Origin of the sequence: Campylobacter sp. CNRCH_2014_2452, assembly GCF_025772865.1 — a bacterium.
In the GTDB taxonomy this organism is placed as follows: Bacteria; Campylobacterota; Campylobacteria; order Campylobacterales; family Campylobacteraceae; genus Campylobacter_D; species Campylobacter_D lari_D.
The window spans coordinates 55,877-73,578 of record NZ_JAKMSX010000005.1 but is presented as its reverse complement, the minus strand read 5'-3'; the positions used below and the strand labels follow the sequence as shown (position 1 = coordinate 73,578).

At 31.5% G+C, this 17,702-nt stretch carries 17 protein-coding genes; 6 read left to right on the top strand and 11 right to left on the bottom strand.

Going from position 1 to position 17,702, the window contains the following annotated elements; genetic code table 11:
- Positions 1 to 3: 3 nt before the first annotated feature.
- The 6 genes from infC to purB all read right to left on the bottom strand — a co-directional run bounded on the left by infC (position 4) and on the right by purB (position 8,965).
- A complete protein-coding gene (gene infC / locus L8X38_RS04470; protein ID WP_039617082.1) occupies positions 4 to 525 on the bottom strand; it encodes a translation initiation factor IF-3 in 522 nt (173 codons plus the stop codon).
- Positions 522 to 2,333 carry a threonine--tRNA ligase gene (gene thrS / locus L8X38_RS04465; RefSeq protein ID WP_039619515.1) on the bottom strand — a complete coding sequence of 604 codons (1,812 nt, stop codon included), beginning with the start codon at positions 2,331 to 2,333 and terminating at the stop codon, positions 522 to 524. Before thrS ends, infC begins: the two co-directional genes overlap by 4 nt.
- Positions 2,334 to 2,439: 106 nt before the next feature.
- Entirely contained in the window at positions 2,440 to 3,246 is an 807-nt protein-coding gene (locus tag L8X38_RS04460) for an undecaprenyl-diphosphate phosphatase (RefSeq protein WP_263661407.1), read from the bottom strand.
- Positions 3,243 to 5,228 carry an OPT family oligopeptide transporter gene (locus tag L8X38_RS04455; RefSeq protein ID WP_263661406.1) on the bottom strand — a complete coding sequence of 662 codons (1,986 nt, stop codon included), beginning with the start codon at positions 5,226 to 5,228 and terminating at the stop codon, positions 3,243 to 3,245. The genes L8X38_RS04460 and L8X38_RS04455 overlap by 4 nt, the downstream gene beginning before the upstream one ends.
- A gap of 15 nt (positions 5,229 to 5,243) precedes the next feature.
- Positions 5,244 to 7,619: a ribonucleoside-diphosphate reductase subunit alpha gene (locus L8X38_RS04450; RefSeq protein ID WP_263661405.1), complete on the bottom strand. Its 2,376-nt coding sequence runs from the start codon at positions 7,617 to 7,619 to the stop codon at positions 5,244 to 5,246.
- Positions 7,620 to 7,636: 17 nt separating this feature from the next.
- Entirely contained in the window at positions 7,637 to 8,965 is a 1,329-nt protein-coding gene (gene purB, locus L8X38_RS04445) for an adenylosuccinate lyase (protein ID WP_258107746.1), read from the bottom strand.
- 79 nt (positions 8,966 to 9,044) lie between these two features.
- Between purB and L8X38_RS04440 the strand changes: the two genes are divergently transcribed.
- Positions 9,045 to 9,947, top strand: a complete 903-nt coding sequence (locus tag L8X38_RS04440) for an RluA family pseudouridine synthase (protein WP_263661404.1) — start codon at positions 9,045 to 9,047, stop codon at positions 9,945 to 9,947.
- On the opposite strand, the gene L8X38_RS04435 is transcribed toward L8X38_RS04440, so the two are convergent.
- From L8X38_RS04435 to L8X38_RS04415, 5 genes are all read right to left on the bottom strand, one after another.
- Entirely contained in the window at positions 9,944 to 10,648 is a 705-nt protein-coding gene (locus tag L8X38_RS04435; RefSeq protein ID WP_263661403.1) for a hypothetical protein, read from the bottom strand. The two genes, L8X38_RS04440 and L8X38_RS04435, sit on opposite strands and share 4 nt — an antisense overlap.
- Positions 10,649 to 10,693: 45 nt before the next feature.
- The gene (locus tag L8X38_RS04430; RefSeq protein ID WP_263661402.1) at positions 10,694 to 10,825 is read right to left on the bottom strand and encodes a hypothetical protein; all 132 of its coding nucleotides are present in this window, start codon (positions 10,823 to 10,825) and stop codon (positions 10,694 to 10,696) included.
- A gap of 126 nt (positions 10,826 to 10,951) precedes the next feature.
- On the bottom strand, positions 10,952 to 11,062 hold the full coding sequence (locus tag L8X38_RS04425; RefSeq protein ID WP_263659213.1) for a hypothetical protein: 111 nt from the start codon (positions 11,060 to 11,062) through the stop codon (positions 10,952 to 10,954).
- Positions 11,059 to 12,129 carry a 23S rRNA (adenine(2503)-C(2))-methyltransferase RlmN gene (gene rlmN / locus L8X38_RS04420; protein WP_263661401.1) on the bottom strand — a complete coding sequence of 357 codons (1,071 nt, stop codon included), beginning with the start codon at positions 12,127 to 12,129 and terminating at the stop codon, positions 11,059 to 11,061. Before rlmN ends, L8X38_RS04425 begins: the two co-directional genes overlap by 4 nt.
- An 8-nt stretch (positions 12,130 to 12,137) precedes the next feature.
- Positions 12,138 to 12,671 (bottom strand): purine-nucleoside phosphorylase, encoded by a 534-nt coding sequence (locus L8X38_RS04415; RefSeq protein WP_263661400.1) that lies wholly within the window; start codon positions 12,669 to 12,671, stop codon positions 12,138 to 12,140.
- A gap of 90 nt (positions 12,672 to 12,761) precedes the next feature.
- Here L8X38_RS04415 and rsmA point away from each other — a divergent pair, with 90 nt between their 5' ends.
- The 5 genes from rsmA to prfA all read left to right on the top strand — a co-directional run bounded on the left by rsmA (position 12,762) and on the right by prfA (position 17,702).
- Positions 12,762 to 13,583, top strand: a complete 822-nt coding sequence (rsmA, locus tag L8X38_RS04410) for a 16S rRNA (adenine(1518)-N(6)/adenine(1519)-N(6))-dimethyltransferase RsmA (RefSeq protein ID WP_263661399.1) — start codon at positions 12,762 to 12,764, stop codon at positions 13,581 to 13,583.
- Positions 13,549 to 15,507, top strand: a complete 1,959-nt coding sequence (locus L8X38_RS04405) for a ribonuclease J (protein WP_263661398.1) — start codon at positions 13,549 to 13,551, stop codon at positions 15,505 to 15,507. The genes rsmA and L8X38_RS04405 overlap by 35 nt, the downstream gene beginning before the upstream one ends.
- Positions 15,508 to 15,516: 9 nt before the next feature.
- The gene (locus tag L8X38_RS04400; RefSeq protein WP_263659218.1) at positions 15,517 to 16,278 is read left to right on the top strand and encodes a pseudouridine synthase; all 762 of its coding nucleotides are present in this window, start codon (positions 15,517 to 15,519) and stop codon (positions 16,276 to 16,278) included.
- An 89-nt stretch (positions 16,279 to 16,367) separates the two neighbouring features.
- The gene (gene rpsT / locus L8X38_RS04395) at positions 16,368 to 16,631 is read left to right on the top strand and encodes a 30S ribosomal protein S20 (protein WP_039617063.1); all 264 of its coding nucleotides are present in this window, start codon (positions 16,368 to 16,370) and stop codon (positions 16,629 to 16,631) included.
- Between the two features lie 3 nt (positions 16,632 to 16,634).
- Complete coding sequence (gene prfA / locus L8X38_RS04390) at positions 16,635 to 17,702, top strand: peptide chain release factor 1 (RefSeq protein WP_133319093.1); 1,068 nt, start codon at positions 16,635 to 16,637, stop codon at positions 17,700 to 17,702.

The window sequence follows — 17,702 nt, the reverse complement described above, 5'->3', positions numbered from 1 at the left end:
TGATTATTTTTTCTTTTTAGGAGTTACTAGCATATTTACATAGCGTCCTTCGAGTAAAGGCTCTTTGTCTCTATCTGCTATATCTTCAACCATTTGCCAAATTTTTTCAAGCAAAGCTACCCCTGCTTCAGGAGAGCCCATCTCACGACCTTTTAAAAACACTCTAAATTTCACATGCTTGCCTTGCTCTAAAAACTCGCTTGCATGTTTGACTTTATAATTAATGTCATTTTGAGCAATTTTCACAGAAAGTTTGATTTCTTTTATATCAATAACTTTTTGTTTTTTCTTTGCTTCTTTTTGTTTCTTTTCTTGTTGATAACGAAATTTTCCATAATCCATTATCTTACATACAGGTGGTTTGGCTTCAGGGGCTATCATCACCAAATCAAGCCCTAGTCTATTTGCTATATCTAGTGCTTCATCACTACTAATAATGCCATAAACCTTGCCATCATCACCTATACATCTGATCTCATCTGCTTGAATTTCTTCATTTAGCAATACTTCTTTTTCTTTACTCAAAAGCGTACCTCACTTAATTTCTCCTTTGTTAGGGTTATAAATTCATCTAAAGTCATTGTTTTTTGTTCTTTTGCTCTTCTATCTCTTAAAGCCACACTTTTGTTTGCTACTTCTTCATCGCCTAAAACAAGTATCATAGGCACATGTGCTTTTTCGGCTGTGCGGATTTTTTTATTTAAGCTTTCATTTTTATTATACACTTCACTATCAATGCCAAGTTCTAAAAGTTTTCTTGCTATTTCTTTTGCATAATCATGATGATTTTGCGAAATAGGCACTATAGCTACTTGAGTTGGCGCTATGAAAAATGGCAACTCACCCGCACAATGCTCTACTAAAATTCCTATAAATCTTTCAAAAGAACCCAAAATAGCACGGTGAAGCATTACAGGTTGTTTTTTCTCATTATCTGCGTCTGTGTATTCGAGTTTAAAACGGCTTGGTAGGTTAAAATCTACTTGTATAGTTCCGCACTGCCATTTTCTTTTTAGCGCATCAGTGATTTTAATATCGATTTTTGGGCCATAGAAAGCTCCGCCGCCCTCATCAATGCCATATTTTAAACCTTGTTCATCTAAAGCTTCTTTTAAAGCCTTTGTAGCTATGTCCCAAATTTCATCATCGCCTATTGCTTTTGCTGGGCGTGTTGAAATTTCCATTTCATAATCAAACTCAAAAGCCTTCATCAAAGTATCAACAAAGCTTAAAATTTCTAAAACTTGTTCTTTTATCTGACTTGGCATACAAAAAATATGCGCATCATCTTGAGTGAATTCTCTTACCCTAAAAAGCCCGTGTAAAACTCCACTTTTTTCATGGCGGTGCACCACGCCGTATTCAAAAAATTTCAAAGGTAAATCGCGATAACTTCTAACATCACTTTGATAAATTTTAATATGTCCTACACAATTCATCGGCTTAATGCCGTATTCTTGCTCATCAATTTGCGTAAAATACATATTTTCTTTATAGTTTGCATAATGCCCACTAATTTTCCACGCATCAGCTTTTAAAAGTTCAGGCCCACGCACAGGCTCATAGCCTCTTAATCTATGTGCTTTATATAATAAATGTTCTAATTTACTTCTTAATTTTGCACCATTGCTAAGCCATATAGGAAGCCCGCCGCCTATTTCATCATCAAAAGCAAAAAGCTTCATTTCATTACCAAGTTTTCTATGATCTCTTTTTTTAGCTTCTTCAATGATTTTTAAGTATTCATTTAGACTTTCTTTATCTGCAAAAGCAGTACCATAAATTCTTGTGAGCATTTCTCTTTTTTCATCACCACCCAAATACGCTCCCGCTACGCGAGTAAGTTTGAAAAATCTTAAATATCTAGTATTTGGTACATGAGGCCCACGGCATAAATCTTCAAATTCACCTTGCTTATAAATACTTACTTTTCCATCAGGAATTCTTAGTAAAACTTCTTGTTTTAAATCATCATTAGCAAATTTTTCTTTAACCTCAGTCTTTGAGAGTTCATATTTTGTGATGTCTAGCTTTGCTTCAGCTAGTTCTTTCATTTTCTTTTCGATTTTGCTTAAGTCTTCTTCTGAAATCTTACTATCAACTCTAAAATCATAATAAAATCCATCTTCTATCACAGGCCCTACGAAAAATTTAGCCTCTGGATATAAACTTTTAATCGCTTGAGCCATTAAATGCGCACAAGAGTGGCGGATAACTTCTAAACTTTCTTTAGAGTTATCAAAATAAATCGGAGTTAAATTTGTATCATTGTTAAAACTTTGAGTATCTACTAAAGTTTCATTATTTGCATATGCAATTATATCTTTTGTCATTTCTACCCTTAACACTCACTAACCTTGTGAGCTTAAATTAAAATATAAGACTAATTTTAGCTATGAAAAACTTAAACTTTTTTTAAATAAAGGATATTTTTATATTTCAAACACCCGTTCTTGATATATCTAAAGCCCCACTCATAAAAAGGTATAAAAATACAAAACCTAAAATTATCCTATAAATTCCAAAAGGTATGAAGTTTATTTTGCTGATTAATTTTAAAAATATTTTAATCACTACAAAAGCTACTACAAAAGCTGTTATAAAACCTATGGCTAAAGGAATGAAATTATTCATATTGCTTAGAACTTGTGGTTCTTTATAAATGCTATAAGCTGTTGCTATAATCATAGTAGGAATTGCAAGCAAAAATGAAAATTCAGAAGCCACTTTACGATCAAGTCCGAGCAATAACCCACCTATGATACTTGCTCCACTTCTTGAAGTACCTGGTATAATAGCAAGAGCTTGAGTTAAGCCTATCAAAAAAGCTTGTTTATAACTTACCTCATCTAAAGAGTGGATTGTATAGTCTTTTTTTCTATGTTTAAGTTCTATGATGATAAAAACAATCCCACCAATGATTAACATAGTAGCCACGGTATAGCCATTAAATATTTCTTTTAAAAACTTATATGCTATAAAACCCACCCCACCTGCAGGCAAAAAACCCACAGCAAGTTTTAACCAAATATCAAGTTTTTGAGTTAGTTTTTCTTTAAAAATAAAAATCACCGCTAGTATAGAACCAAGCTGAATGATGATAAAAAAACTTCTCCAAAAATCATCTATATTTAAACCCAAAATTTCAGCACCCAAGATCATATGCCCAGTAGATGAAACAGGTAAAAATTCTGTCAGACCCTCAATGATTCCTAAAATCAAAGCATAATAATAATCTAAATTCATTTTTTAAGCACTCTTCTTGCAAAAATTAGCATAATCGCTACAAAAACTACAAAACCTATAATTCCATCGTCTTTAAATGAAGTTGCAATAGCAAGCGGATCTTCAGCTCCACCTCTACTAATAGAAAGCACAGTTAAACCAGCTATTAATACTCCAAATATACTCTCACCCACTATCAAACCAGAGGCAAATAAGGTTCCTTTTTGCTCATGCTCTTGAATAAGTTCTTTTTTATGAGCATTTTTAGCATATCTTTGATCCAAACGCTTTTTAATTAAATATGCCAATAATCCACCTATAAACAAAGGCATATTAACAGCAGGTGGTAAATATATACCTATACCCACAGCTAAAGGTGGTAAAGACATATTTTTCTTTCTTAATAAACGATCGACAATGATTATACCAACACCCACAAAAGCTCCTGCTATAATATAACTCCAATCAATGTTAGCGTTAAAAATACCTTGAGCTATAGTGCTCATTAAATTTGCTTGTGGTGCAGCAAGTGCATTTGCCTCATCCATTCCTTGTCTTGGCATTGCACCCACAAAACCATAAGCTTGGTATAACAAATTTAAAACAGGAGCTATAGCTAAAGCTCCAAACACACAACCTATAATCAAAGAAACTTGTTGTTTCCAAGGAGTTGCACCCACTAAATAGCCAGTTTTTAAATCTTGTAAATTATCATTAGAAATAGCAGCAGTTGCTAAAATAACACTAGTAGTAAATATAGCAAAAGCAATAGCAAATTTAGACATTAAAGGATCACTAAATAAATCTACTTGATAACCCAAAAGTAAAATAATCAAAGAAGAAATCATAATCCCAATTAGTCCTATACCCGAAATAGGAGAAGATGATGAACCCACTAAACCTGCCATATATCCACAAGCAGAAGCTACAAAAAAGCCTATAAAAATAGCTACTAAAGTTCCCACCAAAGCAAAAAGAATTTGATAGCCACTTGCTAAATTTGAATCGGCCACAAAAGCATAAAATGAAATAAACAAACCTATACACATAAGCACAAATAAACCTAGCATAGCTTTTAAAGACAAATCCATATCTTTAGGATCTTGTGAGAGGTTTAATGAAGTTTTTTTAAGCATATTTTTCATGCCATCATATACAGGCTTTGCAAGTTCTATTAAAGTCCATAATGCTGCTATGGCAATAGCTCCTGTACCTATTAAGCGTACTTTTTGAGCCCAAATTTGATTAGCTATATCAAGTGCACTTAAACTCGCGTCAAAATTTTCTTTAGCAGAAAAATATGGCACAAAAACCATCCAAGCAAGCACCATACCCACAAGCAATGCAACACCTCCGGCTATACCTACTAAGTATCCAGCACCCAAAAGCGCCACTGAATAGCCCATAGAAAATCCAAAAGTCATTTTTTGCCAAATAAATGCAAAACTACTTCCACTTGAAAGTAGTTTAAAGCCACTTGAAAAAAGGCTTACAATAGAAGCTAATACTACACCAAGTGTGATTTCTTTTAAGCCCACCTTTCCTTTTTTATCAGCTTGATCTTTATTGGCCACTTTTAAAATTTCAGCAGCAGCCCTTCCTTCAGGATAAGCCAATTTACTCTTTACTACCATAGCTCTACGCAAAGGTATAGTAAAAAGCACGCCTAATCCACCTCCGCAAAGACAGAGCATAAAGGTAAGCCAAAGTGGAAATTCAAACCAATACCCACATATAAAAAGACCCGGTATAACAAAAATCACAGCCGAGAGCGTACCTGCAGCTGAAACTTGAGTTTGAACCATATTATTTTCTAAAATATTAGAATCTTTAAAGATTTTTAAAACAGCCATTGCAATTACAACAGCAGGAATAGAAGTAGAAAAAGTAAGACCAACTTTAAGCCCCAAATATACATTTGAGGCAGTAAAAATAATCGTTAAAATACTTCCTAGTATTATACCCCTAAGCGTAAGCTCCGGTAGTGAGTTTTTTACATGCATTTTGTTTCTCCATTTTTATTGACAACCTTCACATTCTATAGTTCTATCAACCACATCATCATTTACTTTTTGACTATCAGGGCTTTCGCTTCTTAGATAGTAAGTTGATTTAACACCTAATTCCCAAGCAAGTTGATAAATTTCATTTAAATATCCACCGCTTGCTTTATCTAAAGAAACAAAGATATTTAATGATTGACCTTGATCAATCCATTTACCACGAATCGCTGCTGCTTTTACTAAGATTTTTTGATCAAGCTCATAAGCAGGGGTATAATACTGCCAAGTATTAGCACTTAAATTTGGCACCACAGTTGGTATCATACCACTTAAGTTTTGCTCAAACCATTTTCTTTTATACACAGGCTCAATTGTTTGAGTAGTACCCACTAAAATCGAGATAGAAGAAGTTGGTGCTATAGCCATTAAATAACCATTTCTTATACCATCTCTTTTTAGTTTTTCTCTTAATTTTTCCCAATCACACTCGCTTTGATCAAACAAACCTTCACTTGCGGTAAGTTTTTTAGCATTTTCATTTGCCACATCAATTGGTACTATACCTTTACTCCAATTTGATCCTTCAAAGTCAGGATAACTTCCTTTTTCTAAGGCTAAATTTGAGCTAGCTAAAATCGCCTCATAGCTAATCATCTCCATAATACGATCAATTTTTTCAAAATGCTCATTAGAACCCCAATAAATTTCAGCTTCAGCCAGCATTTGCGCTTCACCCATTACACCAAGTCCTATAGCGCGTGATTTTAAGTTGGTATTTTTAACCTTTACATGGGGATAAAAATTCAAATCAATCACATTATCAAGCATTCTTATCGCTGTTGGTACTATTCTTTGGATATCTTCTTTAGTGTTGATTTTACTTAAGTTTATACTTGCTAGATTGCAAACTGCTGTTTTTCCTTCGTTTTTATATTTTTCTACTATATAGACTTTTTTACCATTGATACTATCTAAAGTAGAAACTTTCTTAGCAAGTTTTTTATACCCTCCATCTATTGTAAGCTCTTCATCCTCGTCTAAATGAAGCTCTGTTTTATCATCAAATACGATTTTAATTTGATAATGGTTTGGATCTGTATTTTGAAAAATTTCTGTACATAAATTTGAACTTCTTATAATTCCTGCGTGGGAATTTGGATTTGTTTTGTTTGCACTATCTTTAAAACATAAAAATGGCATACCTGTTTCAAAATAAGATAAAAGTATTTTTTTCCAAAGCTCTTTTGCATCTATAATTTCTTTAGCTATGCTTTCATCTTTTTCAAATTCTTCGTATTTTTTTTCAAATTCTTCACCGTATAAATCGCATAAACTTGCTGTATCAGCAGGATCAAAAAGCGTCCATTTACCATTTGTCCTTACTCTTTTCATAAATAAATCATTAATCCACAAAGCAGGGAAAAGTTCATGCGCTCTTCTTCTTTCTTCGCCAGAATTTTTACGCAAATCTAAAAAGTCATTAATATCCATATGCCAAGGTTCGATATATACAGCAATCGCCCCTTTTCTAGTACCAAGTTGATCAACAGCAACGGCTATGTCATTAGTGATTTTTAAAAATGGTATGATCCCGCCTGCTGCGTTTTTATGCCCATCTATACTTCCACCCATAGCACGCACCTTAGACCAATCCCAGCCTATACCACCACCAAATTTAGATAAGAGTGCCATTTCTTGATAGGAATCAAAAATCCCTTCTATATTATCAGGTGTGCTTCCTATATAACATGAGCTTAATTGGTGTCTTGTAGTTCTTGCATTTGAAAGGGTTGGAGTTGCAAGCATTACTTCAAAGGTTGAGATCAAATCATAAAATTTTTTAGCCCAAGTTTGAGAATCTAATTCATTTTGTGCTAAAAACATCGCAATAGCCATAAACATTTGTTGTGGTAATTCTATAGGCATACCTTTAGAATCTTTAATCAAATACCTATCATACAAAGTTTTTATACCAAGATAAGTAAATTGCAAATCACGCTCTGGCTTGATATAAGCATTAAGATCATCTAAATCATATTTTTCTTTTAAGCCGATTAAAATTCTACCTTCTTTTTCGCCTTTTTCAAGGTATTCTTTTAAATGCTTATACCCATTATAACCACTTACTTTTTTATACAAATCATACAAAAACAATCTTGCAGCAACAAAGGTCCAATTAGGTCTATCAATATCTATTTTATCTACTGCTGTTTTTATAAGAGTTTGTTGGATTTCTTCTGTTGTTATACCATCACGAAATTGAATTTTTGCATCTACTTCAAGCTCACTTTGACTTACATTTTCTAAATTTGCCACCGCGTCGGTAGTATATTTTTTAATCTTAGAAACATCTAACTCTTCAGTTCTTCCATTTCTTTTTAATACTTTCACTCACAACCCCTAGTTTATTATTTAAAAGTTCTTTCAAAAATTTTATCTACATTTTTAGTATAGTAGTTATAATCAAAGCAATTTCTAATATCTGCTTCACTTAAAGAATTTTTCAAATCCTCATCAGCCAATAAAGCTAATAAAAACAAACTCTCACCTTTTTCATTTAAAGCAGGCTTACCATTTTGTAAATCAGCCCAAACTTTCATAGCATTTCTTTGAACAATCTTGTAAGCTTCTTCTCTGCTTATACCTTTAAATGGAAGTTCAAGCAATACTCTTTGAGAAAATACAAGCCCTCCAGTTAAATTTAAATTTTTCATCATATTTTCTGGATATACCAAAAGCTTTTCTATCACACCGCATAATCTTGAAAGCATAAAATCAGTCGTGATAAAAGCATCAGGTAATACAAATCTTTCTACACTAGAATGTGATATATCTCTTTCATGCCACAATGCTACATTTTCTAAAGCAGGTGTTACATAAGCTCTTATCATCCTGCAAAGACCGGTAATATTTTCACTCAAAACAGGATTTCTTTTATGAGGCATAGCTGAACTTCCTTTTTGTCCTTGAGAAAAATATTCTTCAGCTTCATATACTTCTGTTCTTTGAAAATGGCGGATAGCAACAGCAATTTGCTCACAACTTGAAGCTAAAATAGCTAAAGCCGAGATAACTTGTGCGTAACGATCTCTTTGTATAACTTGGTTTGAAACTGGTGCTGGTTTAAGATCTAAATTTTTACAAACTTCTTCTTCAAATTCAAGTGGAGCATGAGCAAAATTTCCCATAGCACCGCTGATTTTTCCATAGCTAATCACTTCTTTTGCATGAATAATTAAATCTTTTGCATGAACTAGCGAATCATACCAAATAGCCAAAACTAAACCAAAAGTTATAGGCTCTCCATGAATTCCATGACTTCTTCCCACCATTAAGGTATTTTTATGCTCATATGCTCTTGTTTTAATCGCTGCTAAAACTTGATCTAAATCTTGCAAGATTAGTTCCAAACTATCTTTAATCTGCAAAGCAACTGCAGTATCAATACAATCTGAACTTGTCATTGCATAATGTACAAAACGACTTTCCTCACCTAAGCTTTCACTTACACTAGTTAAAAAAGCGATAACATCATGTTTGGTAGTTTTTTCTATTTCATCTATTCTTGCTATATCAAATTTTGCATTTTTTATAATTTTTTCACAATCATCGTCTTTAATAAGACCAAGTTTATTCCATGCTTTCACAGCAGCTAATTCTACTTTTAGCCATGCATCATATTTTGCTTGCATGTCCCATTTTTTAGCCATGATTTCTCTACTATATCTTTCAACCATTTTCAAGACCTTTTTTTATATAATTTTTTATGAAAAAATAGCTTGAATTTTATTATAAATTACCTAAGAAAGTTATTAAATGGCATATATAAAAAAGAAACTAGCAAATAATGGAAAAAAGGCATTTAGACTACTTATGGATGAGTTGAAAATTTCTATGCGTGAAGCACAAAAACTCATTGATAAAAAAAGATTATTTTGTGATGGAAATTTGGTAGAAGAAAAAAATAAATTTTTAAATGGTTTAGTAGAATTAATCATATATGAAAACAACCCCAAAGGATTAGAAATAGTTTTTGAAAATGAAGATTTTGCCATCGTAGAAAAACCAAGTGGAGTGCTAACTCATCCTAATGGGCGCAATTGTACTTATAGTCTTTGTGATGAAATTTGGCATTTATGGGGTGAAAAAGCTTGCGTAGCTCATAGACTAGATAAAGAAACAAGCGGACTTTTACTCATAGCAAAACATAAAAATACACAAATTGAGTTAAAAACTATGTTTGAAAAAAGATTAGTGCAAAAAAGCTATCTCGCTCTAGTAAAAGGAAAAACTAAAAAAGAATTTATAGTAGATAAAAGTATGGATTTGGCTAAAGACTATGATACAGTAAAAACTAGGATGCATATTTGTGAAAATGGCAAAGAAGCTTTAACACAATTTTATACTTTAGAATATTTTGAAAATTTAGATGCTAGTTTAGTTTTAGCTAAACCTCTAACAGGAAGACAACACCAAATAAGATTACATTTGTTTCATGTGAAACATAAAATTTTAGGTGAACCTTTATATGGTTTAGAAAAAACACAAATAGAGCAAATATTAGATGGAAAAATGAGCGATATCGAAAGAGCTCACATCACAGGTGCTAAAAGATTGCTTTTGCATTCTTTTAGCTTAGAATTTACATATAAAAATCAAAAATTTTTGATACAATCTCAAAAAAACATAAAGGATGAATTTTTGAAAAATCTACCTTAATCTTTTTCTAACTTTAAAACTTTATCAGTTTGGACTGCAACTGCAATTTGCTTAGCTGGCTCACCATAATCTCTACAATAATCACAAGATTTATAAAAATCTTGAGAATAAAATTCAAAAAATCTTTCTTTAGAATCCTCTAAATTTAAAAAATCACCATTAAATTCTTCAAGTCCTTTTAAGCGTGACAAGGAACTTGATATAGGACAAACAAAAATAGCTCCTTTAGGTGCTAATTGTTTATTTTCTAAGCCCTCAGATGTCATCAAACTTACACATGGCATTTGACAATTACGATAATTTTTGATTATATCTTCTTTACTTCTACCGCGTTTATAAATTTTTTCAGGATCACTCCAAGTAGAATTTTCGCCACTAGAGTCCATAGAAAATGGAATTTTATTTTCTTTTAATTTTCTTAGAATACTTTCTTGTTTTAGTGGAATTTTTAAATTTGGCGATCTTTTGTAGTCTGAAATTGTAATTTTTCTAACCTTATTAGATTTTTTTAACTTTTTCATCAATTCATCTTTAAAATCAATAGTTGCATTAGTAACTAAAGAAAAAGTTAGTATTTTCTTTTGAGCATCTAAATAATCAATCAATTGTGGTAAATCTTTAAACAACAGGGGTTCTTCGCCTATAATTCTAACTCTTGCAATAGAATCTACTTTAGATAAAAGTAGATCTAATGATTCCATAATGCCCTCTAAAGTACAGGTATATTGATTTGATGGTAAAAAATACTACATCAAATTATTACATGATTCACAACGCAAAGTACATCTTGTAGTTAAAACTAATTCTAAATAAGGAATATCCACCTTACCTTCTAAAACCCTCTTTTCGAAGTATTTTTTCAAATAAAATTTTTTCATCAAAGCAGCATAAGGAACTTTAAAAATTCTAGCAATTCCTCTTTTACCATTTAAATGAGAAAAATACCAAGAAATATTTGGCCTTATATATCTATTTTGAATAATTGGTTTTCTAACAATTGTTTTTTATCTATCATTATTTTTTCCTTCATTTTTTAATACATAAATAATTCCACCAAGTCCTATGATTACCACTATGCTTATAAAAATAAGTTGGACTATATCTAAAAAAGTCATTGTTTACTCTGCCTTTCTTTAAGCTGCCCGCATGCAGCTGAAATATCAAGTCCCTTGCTTTCTCTTATCGTACAAGTAACACCTTTTGCACTTAAATAATCTTGAAATTTAACCGCATTTTCAACACTTGGTCTTTTATATAAACTTCCTTCGTGTGGATTAAAAAGTATTAAATTCACTTTGGCTTTTATACCATTTAAGAGCTTGACTAGTTCTTTTGCATGTTCTATTTTATCATTTATACCATCGATTAAAAGGTATTCAAACATTACTCTTTTACGCTGATCTATAGGAAAATTTCTCACCGCTTCCATAATGCTTGCTATATTATAAGCTTTATTAATAGGCATTAATTCACTTCTAAGTTCATCATTTACAGCATGGAGCGAAATAGCCAAAAGCACACCTAAATTCATTTCTCCAAGCTCTTTAATTTGCTTTGCTAAACCACTTGTGCTTATAGTTTGTCTTCTAGGGCTTATCGCTAAAGCATCATTATCAGCTAAAATTTTAACTGCCTTAGAAACATTTTTAAGATTATCCAAAGGCTCTCCCATACCCATATAGACTATATTAACCCTTCTTTCATAAGGTATGTTGTTATGTTTTTTAATCCATAAAATTTGTCCTACTATTTCTCCTGCAGTCAAATTTCTTTTCAAACCGCCTTTAGCAGTCAGACAAAAACTGCACCCACTTTTACACCCCACTTGAGAGGAAACACAAATAGTATATCTTGCATGTTTGATGATTTTTCCATTTTCATCTACAAGCTCTTCTTTCATAGGTAGCAAAACAGCTTCTATTTTTTTACCATCTAAAAGCTCAAAAAGATATTTTATACTACCATCTTTGCTTTTTTCATCTTTCACACATTTTAAAGGTGAAAAATGAAAATTTTCTTGTAAATACACTCTAAAGTCTTTTGGCAAAGATGACATTTGTAAAAAATCGTCTGCATATTTTTTATATAACCATTCAAAAATTTGCTTTGCTCTAAATTTTGGCTGGACTAAATTTTCTAATTCTTCTTTAGTAAAATCTAATATATTTTTTAATTCACTCAATTTTTTTCCTATATAAGTTTCTTATCTAACAAAAAATCTTTTAATAATTCTTTTGCTTCTTGATGATTTTTTAAAAAATCCTCATGTGCAAATTCATTACAAAAATTTGTAGCACATAAATAACAAATTCCTTCTATTCCTTGCATTTTTGCACAAGAAAGCACAGTGTATGCCTCCATATTTTCTATATGGACGCCTTTTTTAAAAAATTCTTGAGCAATATTTTCATCTTTGCAAATATAATTTGAAGAATTAATCATAGTTTCATGTGAAACATTTAATCTAATCTCATTTGCTATAGGTGTATAAAAACTATCAAATAAATCTGCGTATTCTAAATTTGCAGCATTAGAACTTTCATAAATGTCTAAAATTTTTCCTTCTTGGTAAATTCCACATGTACCTATAAAAATCACTCTATCTACTTTTACTTGACTTAAAATTTTACCTAGAGAAAAAGCAGAATTAACTAAGCCTACACCTATACTTTGTGCAAATTTAAAATCCTCATTTCCTCCTGCACACACTATAAGATTTTTCAAAAATTAACCTTTATAAAAAATAATTCAAATTTTATCTAATTAGCGCTTAAAATAATGCTATAATTAATATTTTTTAGATAAAATAAATTTATGATAAAAGCAAAAAAACATTTTGGGCAAAATTTTTTATGTGATAAAAGCGTGGTAGATAAAATCATCCAAGCCATACCCAAAGATACTAAAAATATAGTTGAGATTGGGCCTGGCTTAGGTGATTTAACGCAAGAACTTTTGAAAATTCCACAAGCTCATATTAGAGCTTATGAGATTGATAAAGATTTGATTCCTATTTTAAATAAAAAATTTCAAAATGAGATTGAAGGTGGAAATTTTGAGCTTATTCATCAAAATGCAAGTGATGCTTTTGATCAAGGAAGTTTAAGCGATAAAGAGTACTTTTTAGTAGCAAATTTACCATATTATATTGCTACAAATTTGATTTTAAAAGCCCTAGAAGATCAAAATTGCCTTGGGCTTATAGTAATGGTGCAAAAAGAAGTGGCACAGAAATTTTGTGCGAATGAAAAAGAAAGTAATTTTTCGGCCTTAGGGGTGCTTTGTGCATTAATATGCCAAAGACAAATGCTTTTTGATATACAACCACAAAGCTTTAATCCTCCACCAAAAGTTACTTCAGCTGTAATGAAGTTAATAAAAACTACTCATTATCAGCAAAAATGTGAAAATATAGAAGCTTTTAAAGAATTTCTTAGAGCTTGTTTTCAAAATCCTAGAAAACAACTCTTATCTAATTTTAAAAATAAAAAAGAAAAAATTCTAAAAGCATTTGAAGCACTAAACATCTCTTCTACCTCAAGAGCTCATGAAATTAGCGTTGATTCATACCTTAAAATTTATGACTATTTAAAGGATGACTATGAGCGAAGAAAACAAAACTCAAGAACAAAATAAAACTAAAAGATTTAATAAATTTAGAAACAAAAGAAAAAAAGATTCACAAAATCAAGAGCAAAATAGTGAAATTAAAAATGAAACAAAAGTAGAAAATGCTCAAACTGAAGCTAGCGAAGAAAAAAAGAAAAAGAAAAAAAATAGAAATTTACCATCTAAATTAAGCGGTAATGAAGAATGGCAAATAGAACTTGCTAAAAGCATAGAAGCTAATAAAATCATGCACGAGCTAAGACTTCACCCTTTAAAACACAACAACTCAAGCGAACATAAAATTCGTATTACACCTTTGGGTGGGCTTGGGGAAATCGGTGGAAATATCACTGTTTTTGAAACTAATAATGATGCGATTATAATTGATATAGGTATGAGTTTTCCAGATGGAACCATGCATGGAGTAGATATTATCATACCTGATTTTGACTATGTAAGAAAGATTAAAAACAAAATTCGCGCTATCATCATCACTCATGCTCATGAAGATCATATCGGTGCTGTACCGTATTTTTTCAAAGAATTTCAATTTCCTATCTACGCAACACCTTTAGCACTAGGTATGATTTCAAATAAATTTGAAGAACATGGTTTAAAGGCTGAGCGTAAATGGTTTAGACCTATAACAAAAAGACAAATTTATGAAATAGGCGAGTTTAATTTAGAATGGATTCACATAACCCACTCTATCATCGATGCTTGTGCTTTGGCTATTAAAACTAAAGCAGGAACCATCATACACACTGGCGATTTTAAAATAGATCAAACACCAATTGATGGTTATCCAACGGATTTAAGTCGTTTAGCTCAATATGGCGAAGAAGGTGTGCTTTGTCTTTTAAGTGATAGTACAAACTCATATAAAGAAGGCTATACAAAAAGCGAAAGCTCTGTAGGACCTACTTTTGATCAAATTTTTGCCAAAACTAAAGGCAGGGTAATCATGAGCACCTTTAGCTCTAATATCCACCGTGTATATCAAGCTATTAGTTATGGTTTAAAATATGGCAGAAAAGTGTGCGTTATAGGGCGTTCTATGGAAAGAAATCTCTATACTACTATGGAACTTGGCTATATCAAGCTTGATAGAAAAATTTTCATTGACGCTGATGAAGTAAGCAAATATAAAGATAATGAAGTGCTAATTGTTACCACAGGAAGTCAAGGCGAGACTATGAGTGCTTTATATAGAATGGCAACTGATGAGCATAAATTTATCAAAATCAAACCTAGCGATCAAGTTATCATTTCAGCTAAAGCAATACCAGGTAATGAAGCAAATGTTTCTGCTGTGCTTGATTTTCTTTTAAAAGCAGGAGCTAAAGTAGCTTATCAAGAATTTAGTGAAATTCATGTAAGCGGACATGCTAGTATAGAAGAACAAAAACTCATGCTAACTTTAGTAAAACCTAAATTTTTCTTACCAGTGCATGGAGAGTATAATCATATCAATAAACATAAAGAAACTGCTCTAAAATGTGGTATACCTGAAAGAAATATCTACTTAATGAGTGATGGAGATCAAGTAGAGCTTTGCCAAAAATACATCAAACGCGTAAAAACAGTTAAAACAGGAAAAGTCTTTGTAGATAATCAAATCAACAAACAAATCGCAGATGATGTGGTAATTGATAGACAAAAACTAGCAGATAGCGGTATAGTTGTCATCATCGCCCAGCTTGATAAAGCAAGTAAAACACTAATTAATAAACCAAGAGTATTTAGTTATGGTTTGGTAGCTGATAAACAAGATGGAGCATTCTCAAAAGAAATGAGTGATGTTTTAAGTCAATTTTTCCCAAATGTAAAAGATGAAATTTTAGATAATCCAAAAGTTTTAGAAGCTCAAATTAGACAAGTACTAAGAAAGCATATTTTTAGAAAAATCAAAAAATATCCAACCATAGTACCAACTATTTTTGTGATGTAAAGTAAAATTATGAGAATTAATAAATTCATCTCACACAATAGCAAATATTCTCGCCGTGAGGCTGATGAGCTAATCAAGCAAGGCTTAGTAAAAATCAATAAAAAAACAGCTTTGCTAAATGATAGTGTAAATGCTGAGGATAAAGTTTTTATCAATGGTAAAAAACTCCATAAAAAAACACAATTTTCAGTCATCATTTATCACAAACAAAAAGGCGAAATAGTTAGCAAAAAAGATGATAGAGGCAGAAAAACCATCTATCATACTTTACCAAAACAATTTAGCACTTGGCTTAGCGTAGGAAGACTTGACTTTGCAAGCGAGGGATTACTTTTACTAACTGATTCACCTGTAATAGCAGATGCACTTATGCATAGTGATTTAGAAAGAGAATATTACTTAAAAGTAAAAGGTAATATAGATAAAAATGTCATCGAAGCTATGCAAAATGGCTTAGAAATTCAAAATGAAAAAAAAGGGGCTCACGCCAAAACTAAAATAACCTCAATGAGTTTTGCTCCATTTTTAGGCTTTGAAATTTTTGGTTCAAGCGGAGGCTATACGAAACTAAAAGTAATCATTAATGAAGGTAAAAATAGAGAGTTAAGACGCTTTTTTGGACATTTTGATTTAGAAGTGATGGATCTTAAAAGAGTGGCATTTGGAGCATTAGATCTTGGTATGTTAAAAGCTGGCAAATATCGTTATTTGGAAAATGGCGAGTATGAAAAACTGCGCGATTTTTTAAAAATAAATGATATTAGGTATTAAAATTAATACTTTAAAAATACTTAAATTAATTAAAATTTAATTTTAATTTTGTATAATTAGCAATTTAATTTATATAAAAAAGGAAAATTATGGCAAACCATAAATCTGCTGAAAAAAGAGCAAGACAAACTATCAAAAGAACTGAAAGAAATAGATTTTATAGAACAAGATTAAAAAACATTACAAAAGCGGTTCGTGAAGCAGCGGCAAATAACGATAAAGAAGCTGCACAAAATGCATTAAAAGTAGCTAATAAAAGCATTCACGCTATGGTAAGTCGCGGATTTTTGAAAAAACAAACTGCATCACGCCGTGTTAGCAGATTAGCATTATTGGTAAACAAATTAGCATAATTAATGTTAGCTGATAAACTCAAACCTTTTTTAGCACGCTTTGATGAGTTAAATACTCTTCTTAGTGATGTTAATATCTCTAATGATATTTCTAAAATGACAGCTCTATCTAAAGAGCAAAAAAATTTAGAACCCATAGTAGAAAAAGCAAAAGAATATCTCAAAACCTTAGATGATATAGAAGAAAATAAACTTCTTTTATCTGATCCTGAACTAGGTGAACTTGCAAAAGAAGAACTTAAAAATCTCGAAGTTTTAAAGCCACAACTTGAAGAAAAATTAAAAATTCTTTTATTACCTAAAGATCCAAACGATGATAAGAATATCTTTTTAGAAATTCGTGCAGGTACAGGTGGTGATGAAGCTTCTTTATTTGTTGGAGATTTAGTAAAAGCTTATATACGCTATGCTGAAAATCGTGATTACAAATATGAAATTGTAAGTTCAAGTGAAGGTAGCGTAGGTGGATTTAAAGAAATCATCATTCTTATCAAAGGAAATGGAGCTTATTCAAGGCTAAAATACGAAGGTGGCACGCATAGGGTTCAAAGAGTACCTGAAACAGAATCTCAAGGTAGAGTTCATACTTCAGCTATTACAGTGGCTATTATGCCTGAAGTTGATGATGTTGAAATTCAAATCAATCCAAATGATTTAAAAATCGATGTAATGCGTAGTAGCGGTCATGGTGGTCAAAGCGTAAATACCACAGATAGTGCTGTAAGAATCACTCACATTCCAACAGGTATAGTTGTAGTAAATCAAGATGGTAAAAGCCAACATAAAAACAAAGAAAGTGCCATGAAAGTCTTAAAGGCAAGACTTTTTGAAATGCAAGAACAAGAACGCTTAGCTAAAGAAAGCCAAGCAAGAAAATCACAAGTTGGAAGTGGTGATAGAAGCGAACGCATACGCACTTATAATTTCCCTCAAAATAGAATTAGTGATCATAGAATAAATCTTACTTTATATAGACTTGATGCGATTTTAGAAGGTGGACTTTTTGATGAAATCATCGAGCCATTAATCGCTTATTATCAAGCAGAGGCTTTAAAACAAGAAAATTTATAA